We start from the raw sequence: 21,113 nt of genomic DNA, 5'->3' as shown, positions 1-21,113 counted from the left end.
CTATTAGACAGGGAATTCATTCCCTGGCGGACTGACGGGCGGGTGGGAGGACTGGCGGACGATGGGCTTAAGTTGACACGATGGAGGACACGGTATGCCGTGTCCTCCATCGCCCCGGCTACATGGCTGGGTGATTGTCACATCCTCCGAGGGCGATGGCGTCGGGCCCTCGCCCGTGCTACGGGAAATTTCATCATCCAACCCCGTTAATTTTATCCGTTCCCCACAGTCAGGACACGCCTTGGCCGAAGTCCCTACAATGATTAATCCGGCGGAATACAGGGATTGTGTATTTTAGAACACGATTTGACCGCAACACTTAAAATAGTCTTGATTTACCGATCGACTGCACCCTTTTCTCATCAATATTTCTGGTTAGCTGGGGGTGTCTGTGGGCCGGAGTTGCTAGGTTCTGCTTCCAAAAGGCTGAGAATGGTGCACAATTTCAAATTAACAACAAAACTTGCACTTTTTTGAGTAAGCTTTTGGGGGAACAGCTTAGAAAGCCTGTTTCTAAGACTGATGCAAAATATCAAATTAATCCTCAACCTTGTCCAATTACTAATTACGAACCTATGCCCCGTCGTCAAGACTTAAAAAAGATTCTTCTCATTGGTTCCGGCCCAATTGTTATCGGTCAAGCGTGCGAATTTGACTATTCCGGGACACAAGCTTGCAAAGCTTTGCGAGAAGAAGGCTTTGAAGTAGTGTTGGTGAATTCCAACCCGGCAACGATTATGACCGATCCGGAAACTGCCGATCGCATTTACATCGAACCTCTAACGCCGGCCATCCTCGAACAAATCATCGCTAAAGAAAGACCTCAAGCAATTTTACCGACAATGGGCGGTCAAACGGCGCTAAATTTAGCAGTTGCCGTCGCTAAAAATGGCGTTTTAGAAAAATACAACGTCGAGTTGATTGGTGCTAAATTGCCAGCAATTGAAATGGCCGAAGATCGGCTATTATTTAAGGAAGCGATGGCGCGAATTGGTGTCGCCGTTTGCCCTTCTGGAATTGCCAACACTCTCGACGAAGCCAAAGCCATTGGTCACCAAATCGGCAGTTATCCGTTAATTATTCGTCCTGCTTTTACAATGGGAGGCACGGGAGGCGGCATTTCTTACAATCAAGAAGAGTTTGAAGAAATGGCACAAGGCGGGATTGATGCCAGTCCAGTATCGCAAATTTTGATCGAACAATCTTTGATTGGTTGGAAAGAGTACGAACTCGAAGTAATGCGAGATTTGGCAGATAATGTAGTGATTATTTGTTCGATCGAGAATCTCGACCCGATGGGCGTCCACACCGGCGATTCTATCACCGTCGCCCCGGCGCAAACTCTCACAGACAAAGAATATCAGCGCCTGCGAGATGCTTCGGTGAAAATTATTCGCGAAATCGGAGTTGAAACCGGCGGTTCCAACATTCAATTTGCCGTCAATCCAGTCAACGGAGATTTCATCGTTATTGAAATGAACCCTAGGGTTTCCCGTTCCTCCGCCTTGGCCTCGAAAGCAACTGGTTTCCCTATTGCCAAAATGGCGGCAAAATTAGCGGTAGGTTACAGCCTAGACGAAATTTCCAACGATATTACCAAGAAAACTCCGGCGTCTTTTGAGCCGACAATTGACTACGTGGTGACGAAGATTCCCCGATTTGCCTTTGAAAAGTTCCCCGGTTCCGAACCGACTCTGACAACGCAAATGAAGTCAGTTGGAGAGGTAATGGCGATCGGGCGCAGCTTCAACGAATCCTTCCAAAAAGCCCTGCGGGGATTGGAAACAGGCCGCGCAGGTTTCGGCTGCGACAAACCGGAAAAGTTGCCGAGTTTGGAACAAATTCGCGCCGGATTGCGGACGCCAAATCCCGATCGCATTTTTACAGTTCGCCACGCGATGATGATGGGAATGTCGGTGGAAGATATCTTCGAGTTTACAGGAATTGATCCTTGGTTTTTGGATAAAATGCAGGAATTGCTGGAAACTGAGAAGTTCTTGAAACGAACGCGGTTGGAACAGTTGACAAAAGAGACAATGTTTGAAGTAAAGCAGTTGGGTTTTAGCGATCGCCAAATTGCTTACGCCACCAAAACATCGGAAGATCAAGTCCGCGCTTACCGCAAACAGTTAGGCGTAATTCCGATTTACAAAACCGTCGATACCTGTGCCGCTGAATTTGAAGCGTTTACACCGTATTATTATTCCACCTACGAAGCGGGTGCGGCTATTTGGGAATTGGGCGATGAAGAAAAGAAAGTTTCGCCTGTGGGCCACAGTCTCGCGCCGGAGTCGGAAGTTTTGCCTTCTACCAAGCGAAAAGTGATGATTTTAGGTGGCGGGCCCAACCGAATCGGACAGGGAATTGAGTTTGATTACTGCTGCTGTCACGCTTCCTATTCCCTAGGAGAAGATGGCTTTGAGACAATTATGGTCAACTCGAACCCGGAAACGGTTTCAACGGATTACGATACGAGCGATCGCCTGTATTTTGAACCGCTAACAAAAGAAGATGTTCTCAACATCATCGAAGCCGAAAATCCCGAAGGAATAATTATTCAGTTTGGCGGACAAACCCCACTGAAATTAGCGCTTCCTTTACAAAAAGCTCTGGAAAATCACCCCGATGTACAAACAAAAATTTGGGGTACTTCGCCGGATTCCATTGATACTGCTGAAGACAGGGAGCGATTTGAAAAGATTCTGCGGGAATTGGATATTCAGCAAGCTGCTAATGGTCTAGCGCGCAGTTTTGAGGATGCTTTAATAGTAGCTCAACGGATAGGTTATCCGGTAGTGGTGCGGCCGAGTTACGTATTAGGCGGGCGAGCAATGGAAATTGTTTATTCCGATACGGAATTGGAACGTTACATGACCTATGCCGTCCTGGTAGAACCCGATCATCCGATTTTAATTGATAAGTTTTTGGAGAATGCGATCGAGGTGGATGTCGATGCGATCGCCGATGTTACGGGCAATGTGACGATCGGCGGTATTATGGAGCACATCGAGGAAGCGGGAATCCACTCCGGCGACTCTGCTTGTTCTATCCCTTACCAAACGCTTCCTGACGCAGCTTTGGTAACAATCCGCCGCTGGACTGTAGAATTAGCAAAATCCCTGAAAGTAATCGGGTTGATGAATATTCAATTTGCTGTTCAAGGGGAAGAAGTTTTCATTTTGGAAGCTAACCCGCGCGCTTCTCGAACAGTGCCTTTTGTGTCCAAGGCGATCGGAGTTCCCTTAGCAAAAATGGCCTCGCGAGTCATGTCTGGCAAAACTCTAGAAGCTTTGGGTTTTACTGAAGAGATTATACCCACTCATGTTTCGGTAAAAGAAGCTGTATTGCCCTTTGCTAAGTTTCCGGGAACTGATACTTTGCTAGGGCCAGAAATGCGATCGACCGGCGAAGTCATGGGAATTGACACCGATTTTGGTAAAGCCTTTGCCAAAGCTCAATTAGGTGCTGGACAAATGATGCCGCTGTTTGGAACTGTGCTGGTTTCGATGCGCGATCGGGACAAACTAGCAGTTGTACCCGTTGTCAAGGAATTCTTAGAATTGGGTTTCCGAGTAGTCGCAACTCACGGGACACGCAAAGTTTTGCGAGAGCAAGGTTTAGAGGTAGATTTGGAATTGAAACTGCACGAAGGGCGGCCGAATTTGTTGGATTCGATCAAGAATGAGAAAATTCAACTAATTATCACCACACCTTCCGGCGAAGAATCCCGGGCCGACGGAATCTTTATCCGCCGCACAGCTTTGACTTACAAAATCCCGATTATTACCACAATAGCCGGTGCCAAAGCGACAGCAGCGGGAATTCGATCGCTCAAATCTCACCCGATGGAAGTAAAAGCAATTCAAGACTATTACCCGCAAACCTAGACTGCGAAACACTCAAAGGTAGGGTGTGCAGGGCGCACTATTAGTGTCAACTTAAGCTTTTAGTCCGCCAGTCCTCTCGCTCACCCGGCAGCCCGCCAGGGAATGAATTCCCTGTCTTATAGCGAAAGTCCTCTCAAAGAGGACTGAAGAACTCATTAGTCCTCATAGCGAGGACTTTCGCTTTGAGGCTGTTGTTTCAAACCCTGCCGGAAAGAGGGTTTAACGTGTTTGTTCACACCAATGACCGCGCACCTTATCCTAAAAATAAGGTGCGCCTTACCAAAACCTAATCTGCCTCCGCATCCAAAACTCCGCTAGACAGCATCAACCTCGGCCAAACTAACAAGAAAAAACCCATCCAAGCTAATAAAGGAATCGCGACTAAAACAGTTATCCAAACAGTTTTTAATAAAAACCAACTACCCGAAATCAGACTCGTGCCTGTTAAAAGAATCGACCAAGGCTGGCACCACCAAGGTTTGTAACTCCAAGGACTAATAGCTTTTTGATCAGAAACAGATTTCATATTTATTTTCAGTGATTTTTTTATAGATAATAGTCAGAGTAGCTGGATTAACGGAAGTTAAACATTCATCACCTCTTCTGCTGTCAGCGTTAATTCTGCAAAAGTCCGCGACACAATTCGTTCGCTGCCTTTAAACGCGCTTCTTTGATAGTTGCCATCTGCATCCAAAAGGTGAACAAATACAGTTGGAACTTTGGGATTTCCCAGCAATTCCCTGCTGCCAATTGCTAAATAATCGACAATCCAATACTCAGGAACTCCGAGGCGCCGATATTCGTCCAATTTGTCTATATAATCGTCCTCCCAATTTGTTGATGTTACTTCCACTGCCAACTGAATTGGTTCCCGCAATGCAGCATAAGCCGAACGGTTCGATCGCCACAAATCGCGATCGATTACGCTGACATCCGGTCTCCGCCCTTGTTCGATTCCGCCTTTACTTACAGTTCTGATAACGGTTGTAGTGTTGACTACATAATTCAAATTTAGTCGCCGGATTTCATCATTGAAGCCAAATAACATGAAATTAGCAACATCATCATGATTTCTTGTGGCATTCATCTCTACAATTTCTCCATTTACCAGTTCATAGAGTCCATCTTCAGGACATTCTACAAGGAATTGGTCAAAGGTTAATTTGTGCGTGACTGTTGCAATCATAAGATTTATCCTTATTTTGCACTAATATTATTAGTCTATATTACCACAGGCAAGAATGAATTTGTTTTTTTGACCGCCGACATCCAATTCTCAAATCTAAAATCTATAATCAAAAATCAAAAATCGATTCACGTAAATGGTAAAATACGATCGCCAGCGGGCAGATAGAGTTAAATATGTCACCTAGTTGCTAGGGTAGAAAGTAACAAACCTAGAAATCGAGCCACTCCCAGGTCAACCCCGAACCATGAGACTAGACGAAGCCGTAGAATTTGCCGAAAACCCAGAGCCGCGCTGTCCCTGCGTCCTCCTGCTGGACACCTCCGGCTCCATGCAAGGCGCACCCATAGATGCCTTGAATGAGGGGCTGGAAATTTTTAGGAATGACCTAATTAAAGACGAACTAGCTAAAAAGCGAGTCGAAGTCGCGATTATTTCATTTGACAATCAAATCAAAATCGTGCAAGACTTCGTTACCGCCGACCAGTTCGAGACGCCACTGCTGACAGCTCAAGGACAAACCCACATGGGCGCAGGCATTCAGCTAGCGCTAGACACCATTGCCGCCCGCAAATCCGAATACCGCAACAACGGCATTACCTATTACCGCCCGTGGGTATTTATGATTACTGACGGCGAACCTCAAGGTGAATCCGACGATGTTGTGGAAATAGCAGCACAGCGGATTAAAGAGGAAGAAATTAACAAGCGCGTGGCATTTTTTGCAGTCGGAGTGGAAGGTGCTAATATTCCTCGTCTCGCGCAAATTGTCGAGCGCACGCCTGTAAAATTGAGAGGATTAGACTTTAGAGAGATGTTCATCTGGCTGTCGGCTAGTATGCAGAGAGTTTCTCACTCAAAAATTGATGAACAAGTAGCACTGCCCCCACCCGGATGGGGAACTGTTTAGTTATTAGTCATTAGTCATTGGTCATTGGTCATTAGTCATTAGTTATTGGTCATTGGTCATTGGTCATTGGTCATTAGTATGTGACAAGCGGTAATGTGTGGTGTACATCGCCCTACCAAATTAGTAAAGTGTGGTGTGCATCGCCCTACCTAATTAGGGATAAATAAACCCGTCCAGACTTTGCATAGTTGTGAATTTACGAAGTTTTGAGTTAAAGAGTTATTAATGCAGAATTCATCCTTTAATTGGCAAGTTGTAGCGGCATCGGTGATAGGTACGAGCCACGAAAAACGATCGCAGCCTTGTCAAGATGCCCACTGCTGGCGTCTCTTGCCAAACGGTGTTTTAGCGGCAGCGGTTGCCGACGGTGCGGGCTCGGCAGCACTCGCAGAAGTTGGGGCAAAAATTGCTGTGGAAGCGGTTGTCGAAACGATTTGCCAGCAACAGGAAAGGCTGCCTGAAAATGACGATGAATGGCAGGTATTCTTGACAGCATCACTGCAAGTTGCGCGGGCGCAGGTGGAAGCAGAAGCGGCAGTGCGGGAAGTGGCTGCGAGAGATTTAGCCTGCACTTTAATTGCTGTTGTTGCTACGCCGGAATTAATCGCCGTTGCTCAAATCGGCGACGGTGCGGCGGTAGCAGGTGATAGTGCAGGAAATGCGATCGCCCTGACAGTACCCCCCTGCGGCGAATACATCAACGAAACTATTTTTTTGATTTCGCCGAATGCGATAGAAACAGCGCAATTTCAGGTACTGCGGGAAAAACTGCGGCACTTGGCCGTGTTTTCCGACGGCTTGCAAATGCTAGCGCTCAAAATCCCAGAAGGGACGCCGCACAAGCCGTTTTTTGCGCCTTTGTTTCGGTTTTCTGGCGAGTGGAAAGAAGAGGAAGATGCGAAACAGCAGTTAGAGTCATTTTTGCGATCGCCCCGCGTTTCCGAACGCACCGATGATGACTTAACATTATTGCTAGCAACTTTTTCGAGTTCGGAGGCACAGGACAATTAAAAATAAACATTTTGCCACAGCCAATACCCATCTGGGTGAATTGGCGTTGATCTGCGGTTAAAAATTTCCGATTCTGAATTTTGCAACAAGTCTAATGCGTTCAACCTCATCAGCGGTGAAAATTTGGCGCGGTTCTATAATAAAATCGAGGTGTCAACAATTCTGCTTTAGTCTGTACAGTAGGTCGTCGTTTGCAAGCACAAGAGATTAAGGATAAGCTCAACTCCCTAATTAGCGCAGCAGATCCAATAGATCCGAGTTTGGCGAGAAGATTGGATGAAATCAATCGCTGGGTGAAAGATGTTAAACCCGGTTCGCTAACTGCTAAAAAATTTGTGATGGCTTTTTTGCTGCAGCTTATCCGAGATTCTCAGGTTTGGCTGGCCGTTCAATCTCTACCTTCGGAAAGAGAACAGCAAGCCGCGTTTGAGTTAATGACGCCGGGGGAAAGGTATTGGTACAGCTATCTATTTCCTAAATGGCTGAGCGAAAACGATCGCAAATTTTACATCTGGAAACAAAAACTCAAGGCGGGTCAATTCGATCCCGCTGATGATATCGTGATTCGTGCGATCGCAGCCCGGATAGTCGATCGCCAAGGCACTGTTTTGTATCGATATGTTGCAGATCTTTCTATGGCAACCGATTCGATCGTTAGTAGCCGCCAACAGCAGCCCCTCTGCATTCAAGTCACAACTCTTTCGGATGAATTCTCTGAACAAAAATATCATAATTGGCAACAAACTCTTCAAGATTGGGGGATTGACAGAGGATTATTTTTAAGTTATGATAAAAACGATGCAAATTTCCTGAATCAGTTAGTTAATATAGCATTATATAATAGTGATAATTTGCCCGCAGGTCGTTACCTCAAGTTCCCGTAAATCAAGCATATCTGCTGCTGAGAATAGTTCGACTGCTCCAAACTCTGTGAAAAAAAATTTGACTAACTCACATATTGCACAATTTTCGAGAAGGGCAACAGCCTAGTCCCCAGACAGATTCTGGAAAAGGGAAAACAGAGCAAGATTTTTCCTCCCCTTTTCTGTCTCCGGGAGGGGTTTGCCAGACACTGGAAAGAGGTGCTTGATACGAAGGCTAAGCAATGGGAACATTTACCGCAGCAATCAATCGGGTGAAATAACTAGCAACTCGGCCTAAATTGAATTGAGATTTGATTTAATTGCGGTGAAAATGTTGGAAATAAAATCTAATTACATCAAAATCAAATACTATGACATTACAAGGTACACATACCGTTGAAAATAACTTGCAAAAAGTCTGGGAAGAACTGGAAGCAGCCAGAAAAATGCAGGATGAATGGATGAATTACGGGGTAGATTTTGTAGATTTGTATGTGGAAGATGCGGGCGGTGATTGGTTGGAAAAGTGGGGTAAATGTGAAGAAGAATTAGAGCGAATTAAACATAATGTAGATATTGAAGCAGTCAAAGAAGCGATCGACATTCCCAGCTTTCAGCAGACAAAACTGCTGGAAATTGCCTTAAATTGCCGTTACTCTACCAGCTATTACTCCGATCGCCCCGAGGAGTCTCCCGCTTGGCAAGAGGTTAAGTACAAACGGCTGTCACTCTTAGGGGGAGCGATTTTCGGTGCAGTTGTTACCGATTACCTCTACCGCGAATATCCACAACTCGATCCAGATGCTATCTCAACCTTAAAAGCTCGTTTAGCAGACCCGAAAAAACTTGCGGATTTTGCACAACATTTGAAATTAAACGAACTCGGTTGGCGCGTAGGGAATGGGAAAGAAACAGACAAAAGCGAGCACAATAGAGTTTTTTTGGAGACTTTTGAAGCTTTGTTGGGCGCGATTTACTTGGAGTTTAATCGCGATTTTTTGCGTGGGGGAAACTGGCTGATTCAGCACTGGATTGAACCAAATGTTAGCCAGCATGGGGATCTGACTGGGCGGCGACAAATAGGGCCCGAAAACGAGGTGAAACGCCGGGAAATCCTGGGGGCGGCTATTCTAGATGCGATCGCGATCGACTATTTGTACAACCGCTTTCCCGAACGCAACGCCAGCCAGCTAACTCGCTGGAAAAATATGTTAGTCGCCAAAGAGATTTTCCCCAAAGACTTTAAGGCAAAACTAGGCAGTCAGTACCTGGAATTGAGAAGCAATTTCTCGCGTACCCGCGACTGGTTGGTGGATAACTTTATCCAAACCGCAGTTGACGAACTGGAAGAGGAAACAGGCGATCGACTAAAATAAAATCAACTTGTCAAAAAAATTGGGGAAACAGCAATGGTTACACAACTGCAATCTCCCGAAAAATCAAATATCATCTACCCCGACGATAACGGCGAACCGATGTCAAACAATACGGATCAGTTTCGATTAATCGTTTGGATTAAAGAAAACTTAGAATTGCTGTTTGCCGACGATCCAAATGTTTTTGTAGCCGGTGACTTGCTTTGGTATCCGGTGGAAGGCAATAACAAACTGTCTCAAGCACCAGATGTAATGGCAGTTTTTGGCATCCCCAAAGGATATCGAGGTTCCTATCAACAGTGGTATGAAAATGATATTGCGCCACAAGTCGCATTTGAAATTTGGTCGCGGGGAAATCGTCTGACTCCGATGATGCAAAAATTTCAATTTTACGAACGCTATGGTGTGGAAGAATACTATTTGTACGATCCAGAAAAATTGGAACTGATAGGATGGTTGCGGGCTGAGGGAAAATTAGAACAGATCGAACAAATTGATGGTTGGGTAAGTCCGAGACTGGGAGTGCGGTTTCAATTATCAGAAACAGGACTCGAAATGTTCGGGCCCTCTGGAGAACCGTTTATGAGTTTTGTGGAACTCGATCGACTGCGACAGCAAGCCGAGGCGCGGGCCGAACAAGCACAGATCCGGGCCGAACAGGCAGAAATGCTGCTGGAACAAGAACGATCGCGATCGCAAGCTTTGGAAGCAAGACTCCGAGAAATGGGCATCGATCCGAATCAATTGTAAGCACAACTGCAAAATTGAACTATTGTGGAACAGGCCCTCGTAGCCTGTTGCTGAATTTTCCAGGGCGGGCTCTCCTGCCCAATCCCTACTCCCCACAATAAAATTGAACTATTGTGGAACAGGTCCTCCTAGCCTGTTGCTGAGTTTTCCAGGGCGGGTTCTCCTGCCCAACCCACAATAAAATAGAATTATCGTGGAACAGGCCCCAAAGCCTGTTGCTGAATTTTCAAGGGCGGGCTCTCCTGCCCAACCCCTACTCCCCACAATAAAATAGAATTACGGATTTATCAGTGGGGTAGCTTTCTTTAATCTAAAATCCAAAATCTCAAATCTAAAATCGATTGATGCCCCCATACCCTAAGCGAATTCTATGCAGTTGCAGCGCCAATTTAGCGGACAACTGATTGCGATCGACACCAAAAGCGCGATCGCCAGTGGGGGTGAAGGTCGCATCTACCCGATCGCCCAAGACTCGTCCCTTGTAGCAAAAATCTACCACAAACCGACAGACGAAGACGGCGACAAACTCACAGTCATGTTCAGTATGCCGCCGGATGCGCCGATCGCGGAACCCGGGCACGCTTCTATTGCTTGGCCGATCGATTTGCTGCATACTGTCGGCGGGCGCGAAAAAATCGTCGGTTTTGTGATGCCGCGCGTCAACAAAGTGATGCCGGTACACACTTTCTACACTCCCAAAACCAGGCGCGAACAAAAACCGCTATTTAGCTATCTTTACCTCCACCGTACCGCCAGAAATCTCGCCTCGGCTGTAAACGCCCTCCACGTCAGGGGTTACGTCATCGGCGACGTAAACGAGTCGAATATTCTCGTGACGGATACGGCGTTGGTAACGCTGGTAGACACGGATTCGTTTCAAGTGCGCGATCCTTATACGGGTTACGTTTATCGGTGTCCCGTGGGGAAACCTGAGTTTACGCCGCCGGAGTTGCAGGGGCAGACTTTCCGCGATATCGATCGATCTCCAGAGCACGATTTGTTCGGTTTAGCGGTATTAATTTTTCAATTGCTGATGGAAGGTACGCATCCGTTTTCAGGAGTTTATCTCGGTAGCGATGAACCACCGTCTTTGGAAGCGAGAATTCGATCGGGCCATTTCCCTACAGGTACGAAACGGATTCCCTACCGCCCGATGCCCGCTGCGCCTCCTTTTGAACTCCTGCATCCCCGGCTGCGGCAACTGTTTATCCGCTGTTTTGAGGAAGGGCACGGCAATCCTGCGGCGCGCCCGGATGCGAAAACTTGGGTGAATGCGATTCGGGAAGCGGAAGATGCTTTGGTAACTTGCAGCAGAAATAGTCAGCATAAATACGGAAATCATCTCAGTCGCTGCCCTTGGTGCGATCGGGCAAAACTCCTCAAAGGTCGCGATCCGTTTCCTTCGCGCCAAGCAGTCAGCCACGGATTGCACTTGCAGCCCGCGAAAATCAAGCGTAAAAAGCCCCAACCCCCGCCTGTCGTACCTCAGCCCGCAGTTCGCAGGCAACAGCCTTCCACGGGGCTGCCACGCCCCATGGGCCAGTACGCAGTGCCGTTGCTACCGATGCCGATGTCTTCTCGGAGTCGGACTCCTGCGCCTCAGCTTCCCGTGGGCAAGTTTGAGCGCATTTTTCAGGATGCTGCTTGGGGAGGTGTTTGGGGTAGTTTGTGTTTGGCGGCGATCGGGGGGATTTATTCGGCAATAGCTGAGGGCGGCAGTGCTATTTTGGGGGCGATTTTTGTTGGTTCGATTTGGGGCTGTTTTTTTGGGGTGATGTGGGGGGTTTTTACTTTGCCGCCGAATCAGATTTGGCGGAAGTGGGGCGGTGTTTTGGTGGGGGCGTCTTGGGGGGCTTTTTTGTTGGCGGCGATCGGCGGTGCGGTGTTTGGCGCGATTAATAGCACTCCGGGAATCGGGGAGAGGATTTTGGCTGGGGCGGGGGTTGGTGCCGTCTGGGGCTGTGTTTGGGCGAGTTTTAGGCCTCCTCTGGCGCTGCCGGCAGGGAGGGTGTGGGGCCGGCGCGGAGGGTATTTGGGGGCGGTCTGGGGCTCGTTTGTGGGGACTCTGGCTGGTGTTTTTTTGGGGGCTGGGCTGGTGGTTTGGCAGCAATACGGTGTCCAGATGCGGCCGGTGAATGAGTTTGCGGGTTTGTTGCTGGGTGTGGCGATCGTGGCGGCTGGTGTGGGTTCTGTTGGGGGTGTGGTTTCTGGCGGTTTGTTGGGTTTTTGCGGGTTTGCGCCGAAGTTGCCGATTTCGTTTCAGCCTTCGGGTGTAAGTGGTGGGAGTTTGGGGGCGATTTGGGGCAGTTTTTTGGGGACTTTTGCGGGTGCTGTGTTGGGTGCGGGGGTGTCTGCGATGTTTCCGGCTGTTAGTGCTGGGGTGCCGGTGGAGTTGGGGCCTGTGGCGGGGGCGATCGTGGGGGCTGGTTTGGGGGCGATTTGGGGGGTGGTTTCGGGTACTGTTTGGGGGGCTTTGGGCAAGTGGTGATCGGTTGGTGTCTGTTTTTGGGTGGAAAATGCGTCTATGCCTAGGTGTAAAAATCGAGGTGTTAAATTGGGGGGCTATAATGTAGATGCTGTAAGGTTTAGAGGCCCTTCAAGCAATAAAATGGTAGACGCAATCGCTGAAATCTTTGCGGGACAAGGGTTTGAGGGCTGTCTGATAATTGGGGTATTGACAAGTCGAAGGCTGAAATGGTACTTTTGTTTTATGCAGACGCAAATGAACGTTGAAAACCAAATACAGCAAGGCTTCTGGAACGGGCAGCCGCAATTAACCAAACTCCCTATCAGGGATTGAAACATGGAATGCCGCCTCATCAATCCGCAGCCGCCCTTTCTTCGGCCGCAATTAACCAAACTCCCTATCAGGGATTGAAACGTGAAGTGCGATCAGCTAGGCAGAGATTAACCACCTAGCCGTGGGGTAAAGCCGCAATTAACCAAACTCCCTATCAGGGATTGAAACTTATTTATTTCATGTGAAAAAGGTAATTTATAGTTTTGCCGCAATTAACCAAACTCCCTATCAGGGATTGAAACTAACGAGACTTACCCAGCACAAGAAAGCGAAAAAGGCCGCAATTAACCAAACTCCCTATCAGGGATTGAAACAATATTCCCGGTAACAACCAACTCTTTGATAGCATCAAGTGCCGCAATTAACCAAACTCCCTATCAGGGATTGAAACTCCCCTGGCGTTGAAATTTCGGAGCTATTTTCTAGCCGCAATTAACCAAACTCCCTATCAGGGATTGAAACTGCAACCCTCGCATCCATAACGCTTAACCAGCACCGCCGCAATTAACCAAACTCCCTATCAGGGATTGAAACGGAGTAGTGTGTCGAGTTTATTTTCAAGCCTAATTAAAGCCGCAATTAACCAAACTCCCTATCAGGGATTGAAACCGCTACCGACCTCCAAGAAGAGGGCGGCATGGTGCCGCAATTAACCAAACTCCCTATCAGGGATTGAAACTACCTTACGGGAACCGTTGCAGAGGCTCAAAAACCAGCCGCAATTAACCAAACTCCCTATCAGGGATTGAAACTGTAGCTTCCCAGTGACCTCTCACTACCGCGTCGCCGCAATTAACCAAACTCCCTATCAGGGATTGAAACTTACGGAAGAAGTGGCAGCCGGTATCAAGAAGCTCCAGGGCCGCAATTAACCAAACTCCCTATCAGGGATTGAAACCGGTTAACTGGTGTTTATCTTCAAGAGTTTAAGAAAGCCGCAATTAACCAAACTCCCTATCAGGGATTGAAACTGCCTGCTGACGCTTCTCCGCCGCCCTCTTTCTGAGCCGCAATTAACCAAACTCCCTATCAGGGATTGAAACGCGACGGGTTTGGACAACTGGTTTTTTTCAGGAAAGCCGCAATTAACCAAACTCCCTATCAGGGATTGAAACTCAGATAATTGTTGAAAGTAGTAGCAAAACTTATGCCGCAATTAACCAAACTCCCTATCAGGGATTGAAACTCCCGTTCCATCAATCCCTATTAGGGATGCCCTATGGGCGCCGCAATTAACCAAACTCCCTATCAGGGATTGAAACACAGTTACAGATCCGGGGCCAGTGCCGCCGCGTACCGCCGCAATTAACCAAACTCCCTATCAGGGATTGAAACTTTTAAATGACATTATTGAGTATTAGTTTTAATTGCCGCAATTAACCAAACTCCCTATCAGGGATTGAAACAGTAAGGATGCACTGGCGGTCAAAGTTTGCTGCATAGCGCCGCAATTAACCAAACTCCCTATCAGGGATTGAAACGCAAAATACGCAGAACTCGGCGCGTCTTACCAACAGCGCCGCAATTAACCAAACTCCCTATCAGGGATTGAAACGATTTGAATAAGGCGACACTACTCACACAAACCCGCAGCCGCAATTAACCAAACTCCCTATCAGGGATTGAAACCAATCAACCATTCAGGGGCTTGAATTGGTGGAGAGCCGCAATTAACCAAACTCCCTATCAGGGATTGAAACTTACAAAAGCTGATATTGAAATGGCTGTTAAAAAAGCCGCAATTAACCAAACTCCCTATCAGGGATTGAAACCGGAGCCTACAAGGGCGCTCAGAATAGATGGAAGGCCGCAATTAACCAAACTCCCTATCAGGGATTGAAACTTGACACTCTTCCATTACAAAATACTCCAAATATGCCGCAATTAACCAAACTCCCTATCAGGGATTGAAACGTGAATGCCTCCCATTCCTTCTACAATCCCTAAATGCCGCAATTAACCAAACTCCCTATCAGGGATTGAAACTCTACAAGCTCAGAAACTCTGTCAATACATCTGGATCAATGGCCGCAATTAACCAAACTCCCTATCAGGGATTGAAACATTCGATGCGAGATGTACTCGATGAAGTCGAAAAATGCCGCAATTAACCAAACTCCCTATCAGGGATTGAAACTGGGATGAGACGCTTGCATGGCCTCATCTAATCCGAGCCGCAATTAACCAAACTCCCTATCAGGGATTGAAACCTCTGAAAGAGCAAAATACAAATTAAGTCACAACCAACCTAAATCCCATCTTCACTTAAGATGACAATGACAATTCGGCTTTTCAATCAAAGACTCAACCAAAGCATTCAAAGCAACCGCCGCCAACAACCCGCCGCCAAAAGTCCCCACAGTCGTAATATAAGCAACGCCCGATCGCACTAACCGCCGTTTCGCCACCGGAGAATGACTAAAACCGATCGGCATTCCAATTACCAAAGCCGGTTGCAATTGCCCACACTCGATCGCCTCGCAAACCGCCATCAGCACAGACGGCGCATATCCTATCACCAATATACATCCCTTTTCCAGTTTCAACAACTTATCAAACCACTCACGCTGCTGCCAGAATTCCTGTTCCGCTTCCGCCGCAGCATTGATGTGCGGATCATCAATTAAAGTTGCAATACTTGTTCCCAAATGCGCCAATCTAGTCCCATCCAAAGCCGCAAAAACAGGCGGCACATCAGCCACAATTTGACACTGATTTTTCAAAGCTTCCCGCGCCGATTGAATCGCCGTTTCGCTCAACTTCACAAACGGCAGCAGCGAACAATCTCCGCAGGCTAACACCAGTTTAGAAAGCAAGTCTACCTCAATTTCCGAGCGATAGCCCAAATCCGGCAACAAAAGCTGCAACGACTCCCCAAAATCCTCCGGGTGAGTGTGCGCCCCCGCATCCCAACCCTCCCAAAGTTGTTCCAACTCATCCAACCCCCCGTCAGTTTCGGCCTGCAACAGCCTTAATTGCGCCAATGCGTCCGCTTGCACCGCTTGACAGGAAATATCCCGTCCCAGCAATCCTTCCAGCGCCGAAGCCGTTTCTCTGAGGCGAACAATTTGCTGAATAACCGACAGATATTGCCGTTGCAGAGTCGCCATCAGCGCGTCAGGAGAAGCATCCGCGTCTGTTTCTAACAGTTTGCGGATGTGAGACAGTTGAAAGCCTTGCTGCTTGAGTGCGACTATTCTTTGCAGCCTTTGCACATCGCTGCGGGTGTACAATCTGTAGTTAGAGGTCGATCGTACCGCCGGAGATAGCAGCCCCAAAGCGTGATAATGTCGAACCATCCGAGGGGTAATTGTGCCTTTTACCGCTTCTGTAAGTTGTTTGATTGTCAGGTATTCTTGCATTGGATTTTGGGATTTTGGGATTGTATATTTGATTCTCGAATTCACCCAGAGTCCGCCGGAGAATGAATTCCCACGCATTCACCCACAGTCCGCCGGGGATTGAAATCCCCGTCTCATAGCAGAAGTCGGTTAAAACCGACTGAAACATTAAATTCAATTCTCAGCCATCTTCAGTCCTCTTTCAGAGGACTTGCGCTATGAGACAGGGAATTCATTCCCTGTCGGACTGTCGAACTCAGGTACTCAACGAGGGGCGAGTTGATGCTGGATTTATTTTCGTTTTACTCTTGACATTGACACTAATGTCAAGGTTTAGGCTAAAGGAGTCATTCTACCAAATCAAATTTCCCCAATGACTCCCAATTCCCTCCCCATTTCTCGCCTCTGGCGCCTCGCCCAAGAACATCCAGATGCTGTGACTGCCGCCCTGTGCGGAATTCTAGTAATCTTGGGTTCCCTAGCCCTGCAATTCGGCTGGCTGGGCGTAGCCCTGTTAATCTTACCCGCGGCTTATGTTATCGGCGGCTATTCCAGTACCCGCGAAGGCTTAACTACGCTTTTTCAAGAACGCGAATTAGATGTAGATTTGTTAATGATTGTCGCTGCTTTGGGCGCGGCCGGTTTGGGGCTGTGGCGGCAAGAATATCATTTAATTGTTGACGGTGCGGTGTTGATTTTAATCTTTGCAATTAGCGGCGCCCTTGAAGGTTATGCTATGCAGCGGACTGAACGCAGCATCCGCAGTTTGATGAGTTTGACGGCGGATACTGCTAGGGTGGTAAGGTACGGCGGGGAACGGGAAATTGCGATCGACAAATTGCAGATTGGCGATTGCATTTTAGTCAAGCCCGGAGAAATCATCCCCACAGATGCGATAATTATTGAAGGCTACAGCGCGATCGACCAAGCCTCGATTACCGGCGAATCGATGCCCGTGGAAAAAAGCAGGGGCGATGAAGTCTATGCAGGTACAATTAACGGTGTCGGCGCACTGAAACTCGAAGTGCATAAAACTCCAGAAAGCAGCTTGATTCAGCGAGTGATTCGGCTGGTTCAAGAAGCACAAACAGCAGCGCCGCCTTCTCAAATGTTTGTGGAAAAATTCGAGCGCGGTTATGCTAAATTAATTGTCGGTTTAGGCTTGCTTCTCGCAACTTTGCCGCCCTTTGTTTTGGGCTGGAATTGGGAAGAGACAATCTATCGGGCGCTGATTTTCCTAGTAGTCGCATCCCCCTGCGCGCTGATGGCTTCGATTATGCCGGCGCTGCTTTCGGGAATTGCTAACGGGGCGAGACAGGGGATTTTGTTTAAAAGCGGCGCGCAATTAGAGATGATTGGTAAAGTCAGGGCGATCGCCTTTGACAAAACCGGAACTCTCACCACGGGAAAACCTGAAGTTATCCAAATTGTACCAGCAGCCGGATATACTGAAACAGAAGTTCTGCAATTGGCTGCAGCCTTAGAAGCTCATTCCGAACACGCGATCGCCTCTGCAATTGTCAGCGCCGCCCAGCAGCAACAGTTACAATTGTCAACCGCTACCGACGTACAAGCAAAAATCGGCCAAGGAATAGTCGGCAAAGTTAACAATCAAATCATTGCCATTGGTAAAGCCGAATTTGTCGAAGCAACTTCCGAATTGACTCAAATCAGCCAGCAGTTACAAGCCGAAGGTAAAACAGTTGTTTGGGTGGCAAAAGGCGAGCAACTTTTAGGAATCATTGCAGTAGCAGATACCATCCGCCCCGAAGCAGCAGCAACGGTAAAACGCTTGCAAAAATTAGGCGTAGAACATATAATTATGCTAACCGGCGACAACAAGCAAACAGCTCAACACATCGCCCGCCAATTAGGCATCAATGAAGTGTACGCCGAACTTTTGCCAGAAGACAAAGTGCAGGCAATTAAACAACTGCAAACCCAGTATCAAACTGTAGCAATGGTGGGAGACGGCATCAACGACGCCCCCGCCCTCGCTCAAGCTTCCGTAGGCATTGCGATGGGGATTTCCGGCAGCGACGTTGCTTTAGAAACTGCTGATATCGTATTAATGGCAGATAAATTAGAGCAACTAGCTAAAGCCATTAGTTTAGGCCGCCGCGCTCAAAATGTCGTCAAACAAAACATTGTTTTTGCACTCAGTTGCATTATACTGTTGTTGGCGGCTAATTTTTTCGGAAATATCACCATGCCTTTCGGCGTCATCGGTCATGAAGGCTCTACAGTAATAGTAACCTTAAGCGGTTTGCGACTGCTCAGAAATTAGACACGAAAAACCGCTAAAATCGACGACGCAGAGCAAGAGCGAAATTAGTTTCCCGGCTTGGCCCATTGGTGACAATTTAACGTTAAACTAACCGTCTCTCTTGTTTGTATCGAAGCCTAGATCCCCCCTAACCCCCCTTAACAAGGGGGGGACAAGATTCTTCTCAAAGTCCCCCTTCTTAAGGGGGATTTAGGGGGATCGAGACTCAACTACAAGCGACATTTATTATGAGTTTCAGTCTTAAGCTGTCACCAATGGGCTTTGCCTGGGAACGAGAATCCGATCTGCGTTCATCTGCGGTTAAAACTTCTAAATATTAAGAAAAAATACAATCTGTGTTTTGTCACTCAAAACACGCTACCGTCAAAAGTATAGAATCATACCAAAATCTAAAGTTGCTCGAAAGTGCAATAAAAATTAACCTAGAAAAAGTCTAGAAAATGGTACAGAACTGATTGCACCAAGAGCAATAGAAAACAAGTTTTCTGTTGGAGGCTATTATGAACCACAAAGTCCTTGGGGCCACGCGGAACGTTGCAATTGTTGGCCCTTATTTAAGCGGTAAAACCGCACTGCTAGAAAGTTTGCTATCGGTGACAGGGACAATTACCCGCAAAGGAAATGTCAAAGAGGGTAACACAATAGGTGATAGTTCGCCGGAAGCACGCGATCGCCAAATGAGCGTAGAAGTAAACGCCGCCACCGCTGAATATGAAGGCGTCCGCTTCACATTTCTCGACTGTCCGGGCTCGGTAGAATTTGCCCAAGAAACTTACAATGCGCTGATTGGTGTGGATGCGGCGGTAATTGTTTGCGAACCCGTTGCCGATCGCACTTTAACCCTCGCACCCCTGTTTAAATTCCTCGATGATTGGGAAATTCCCCACTTAGTTTTCATCAACAAGATCGATCGAGCTTACACAGACGAAACTACTTGTGGCAGCAACTTCACCGAGGTGATCGACGCGCTCAAATCCGTTTCCAGCAGACCGATCGTACCTCACCAATATCCGATCGGCAAAAACGAACAAATCATCGGTTTTATCGACTTAGTAACCGAACAAGCTTACCACTACCATCCGGGCGCCGCCGCAGATCCCGTCCCGCTTCCAGAACACCTCAAAGCACAAGAAAGCGCAGCGCGGCAGCAAATGCTCGAAGAATTGGCGAATTTTGACGACCATTTACTCGAAGAATTGCTCGAAGAAATCAATCCCGACGTTGAAGAAATTACCCGCGATTTAAAGATGGAATTAGGCGCAGATTTAATTGTGCCAGTATTCATCGGCATCGCCGAACAAGATTTCGGCGTGCGGCCTCTGCTGGAAGCTTTGCTGAGGGAAGCGCCGACACCGGAAACTACAGCCGATCGCCGCGGCATTATACAAAGTGAAAACAAAGTTCTGGCTCAAATCCTCAAAACCTATTACACGCCGCAGGGAGGCAAACTATCGTTAGTGAGAATGTGGCGGGGGACGCTGACAGACGGAGCAAATTTGAACGGCGTTCGAGTTAACGGTTTGTACCGCTTGACCGGTCAGCAAACGCAAAGTTTGCAGTCTGTCAGCGCCGGGGAAATTGTGGCTTTGGGAAGGCTAGAAGGCGTGAAAACAGGCGATACGCTGGGTTCGGAGGAAGAATTGCCAAAAGCCGAAATCATCTCCCCTGTCTACGCACTGGCGATCGTCCCAGAAAAGCGCAACGATGAAGTTAAGCTGAGCTCCGCTTTAGCTAAATTGCTAGAAGAAGACCCATCTTTAGTCTGGGAACAGCACGGCGACACTCACGAAATTATACTTTGGGGTCAAGGCGAAATCCACCTGAAAGTAGCCTTAGACAGGTTGCGCCGCAAGTATAATTTGCCGATGGTAACTCACTTACCGCAAGTGCCCTACAAAGAAACCATCCGCAAACCAGCATCTTCCATCCACGGGCGCTACAAACACCAAAGCGGGGGACACGGACAATTCGGCGACGTGTACCTCGATATTACACCGCAGCCTCGCGGAGAAGGTTTCACCTTTACCGACAAAATAGTCGGCGGAGTCGTCCCAAAACAGTACATTCCCGGCGTGGAAGTGGGAGTGCGCGAGTATTTGGATCGCGGCCCGCTGGGTTTCCCGGTGGTAGACGTAGCGGTGACGCTGACGAACGGTTCCTACCATACCGTTGACAGTTCCGAACAAGCTTTCAAGCAAGCGGCGCGTTTGGCGATGCAGGAGGGAATGGCCAAGTGCGAACCGGCATTGCTGGAGCCGATCGCCAAAGTTGAAATTTGCGCTCCGAACGAGTGTACATCAAAGGTGTTGCAGTTGGTCAGCGGACACCGGGGCCAAATTCTCGGCTACGAAGGTAAAAAAGACTGGAAGGGATGGGATGCCGTTTCTGCTTATTTGCCGATCGCAGAAATGCAGAATTTGATCGTAGAATTGCGATCGCAGACAATGGGAGTAGGATTTTTTAATTGGGAGTTCGATCGATTGCAAGAAGTGCCGGAACCTTTAGCTAAGCGGGTTTTGCAAACTAACGGAAATGGCAACGGAAACGGTAAAAATTAAGCCGTAGGGGCGGGTTCACCAACCATTTCTGGAATCATTCAAAGGATAAATAAACCCGCCCCCACCCCACGGTAAATCTGAATGTACATTGCGATTGTTTGTTGGGTGGGGGCGGGTTTTCGAGATTGTTTGTTTTAGGCTATT

The 21,113-nt window shown here is 47.8% G+C and carries 13 protein-coding genes and 1 CRISPR repeat array; of the genes, 10 read left to right on the top strand and 3 right to left on the bottom strand.

Annotated features, from left to right (window positions below; genetic code table 11):
* Positions 1-94: 94 nt before the first annotated feature.
* Both QUB26_RS14000 and carB read left to right on the top strand, forming a co-directional pair.
* On the top strand, positions 95-298 hold the full coding sequence (locus QUB26_RS14000; RefSeq protein ID WP_333239546.1) for a hypothetical protein: 204 nt from the start codon (positions 95-97) through the stop codon (positions 296-298).
* Positions 299-575: 277 nt separating this feature from the next.
* Positions 576-3,887, top strand: a complete 3,312-nt coding sequence (carB, locus tag QUB26_RS13995) for a carbamoyl-phosphate synthase large subunit (RefSeq protein ID WP_333318482.1) — start codon at positions 576-578, stop codon at positions 3,885-3,887.
* A gap of 286 nt (positions 3,888-4,173) precedes the next feature.
* On the opposite strand, the gene QUB26_RS13990 is transcribed toward carB, so the two are convergent.
* Both QUB26_RS13990 and QUB26_RS13985 read right to left on the bottom strand, forming a co-directional pair.
* The gene (locus tag QUB26_RS13990; protein ID WP_333318469.1) at positions 4,174-4,413 is read right to left on the bottom strand and encodes a DUF6737 family protein; all 240 of its coding nucleotides are present in this window, start codon (positions 4,411-4,413) and stop codon (positions 4,174-4,176) included.
* Between the two features lie 57 nt (positions 4,414-4,470).
* A complete protein-coding gene (locus tag QUB26_RS13985; protein ID WP_333318467.1) occupies positions 4,471-5,073 on the bottom strand; it encodes a Uma2 family endonuclease in 603 nt (200 codons plus the stop codon).
* A 247-nt stretch (positions 5,074-5,320) separates the two neighbouring features.
* Between QUB26_RS13985 and QUB26_RS13980 the strand changes: the two genes are divergently transcribed.
* From QUB26_RS13980 to QUB26_RS13955, 6 genes are all read left to right on the top strand, one after another.
* Positions 5,321-5,983, top strand: coding sequence for a VWA domain-containing protein (locus QUB26_RS13980; RefSeq protein ID WP_333054290.1), 663 nt, complete (start codon positions 5,321-5,323; stop codon positions 5,981-5,983).
* A 225-nt stretch (positions 5,984-6,208) separates the two neighbouring features.
* The gene (locus QUB26_RS13975; protein WP_333239540.1) at positions 6,209-6,994 is read left to right on the top strand and encodes a PP2C family serine/threonine-protein phosphatase; all 786 of its coding nucleotides are present in this window, start codon (positions 6,209-6,211) and stop codon (positions 6,992-6,994) included.
* Between the two features lie 191 nt (positions 6,995-7,185).
* Complete coding sequence (locus QUB26_RS13970) at positions 7,186-7,878, top strand: hypothetical protein (RefSeq protein ID WP_333318465.1); 693 nt, start codon at positions 7,186-7,188, stop codon at positions 7,876-7,878.
* Positions 7,879-8,228: 350 nt separating this feature from the next.
* Positions 8,229-9,233, top strand: a complete 1,005-nt coding sequence (locus QUB26_RS13965; protein ID WP_333318463.1) for a ribonuclease III domain-containing protein — start codon at positions 8,229-8,231, stop codon at positions 9,231-9,233.
* A gap of 33 nt (positions 9,234-9,266) precedes the next feature.
* Entirely contained in the window at positions 9,267-9,983 is a 717-nt protein-coding gene (locus QUB26_RS13960) for a Uma2 family endonuclease (RefSeq protein WP_333318461.1), read from the top strand.
* A gap of 370 nt (positions 9,984-10,353) precedes the next feature.
* The gene (locus QUB26_RS13955) at positions 10,354-12,471 is read left to right on the top strand and encodes a DNA-binding protein (RefSeq protein WP_333318459.1); all 2,118 of its coding nucleotides are present in this window, start codon (positions 10,354-10,356) and stop codon (positions 12,469-12,471) included.
* A 278-nt stretch (positions 12,472-12,749) separates the two neighbouring features.
* A CRISPR array of direct repeats spans positions 12,750-14,993; the repeat unit is 37 nt; unit sequence GCCGCAATTAACCAAACTCCCTATCAGGGATTGAAAC.
* Between the two features lie 51 nt (positions 14,994-15,044).
* On the opposite strand, the gene QUB26_RS13950 is transcribed toward QUB26_RS13955, so the two are convergent.
* Positions 15,045-16,145 carry a precorrin-8X methylmutase gene (locus QUB26_RS13950; RefSeq protein WP_333239530.1) on the bottom strand — a complete coding sequence of 367 codons (1,101 nt, stop codon included), beginning with the start codon at positions 16,143-16,145 and terminating at the stop codon, positions 15,045-15,047.
* 352 nt (positions 16,146-16,497) lie between these two features.
* Between QUB26_RS13950 and QUB26_RS13945 the strand changes: the two genes are divergently transcribed.
* Both QUB26_RS13945 and QUB26_RS13940 read left to right on the top strand, forming a co-directional pair.
* Positions 16,498-18,411, top strand: coding sequence for a heavy metal translocating P-type ATPase (locus QUB26_RS13945; protein WP_333318458.1), 1,914 nt, complete (start codon positions 16,498-16,500; stop codon positions 18,409-18,411).
* Positions 18,412-18,911: 500 nt separating this feature from the next.
* Positions 18,912-20,969, top strand: a complete 2,058-nt coding sequence (locus tag QUB26_RS13940) for an elongation factor G (RefSeq protein WP_333318456.1) — start codon at positions 18,912-18,914, stop codon at positions 20,967-20,969.
* The last annotated feature ends 144 nt before the right edge of the window (positions 20,970-21,113 follow it).

It is taken from the genome of Microcoleus sp. B4-C1, from assembly GCF_036705285.1.
In the GTDB taxonomy this organism is placed as follows: Bacteria; Cyanobacteriota; Cyanobacteriia; order Cyanobacteriales; family Microcoleaceae; genus Microcoleus.
Note: the sequence above shows the minus strand (reverse complement) of the source record. Positions and strands in the feature narration are given on the sequence as shown.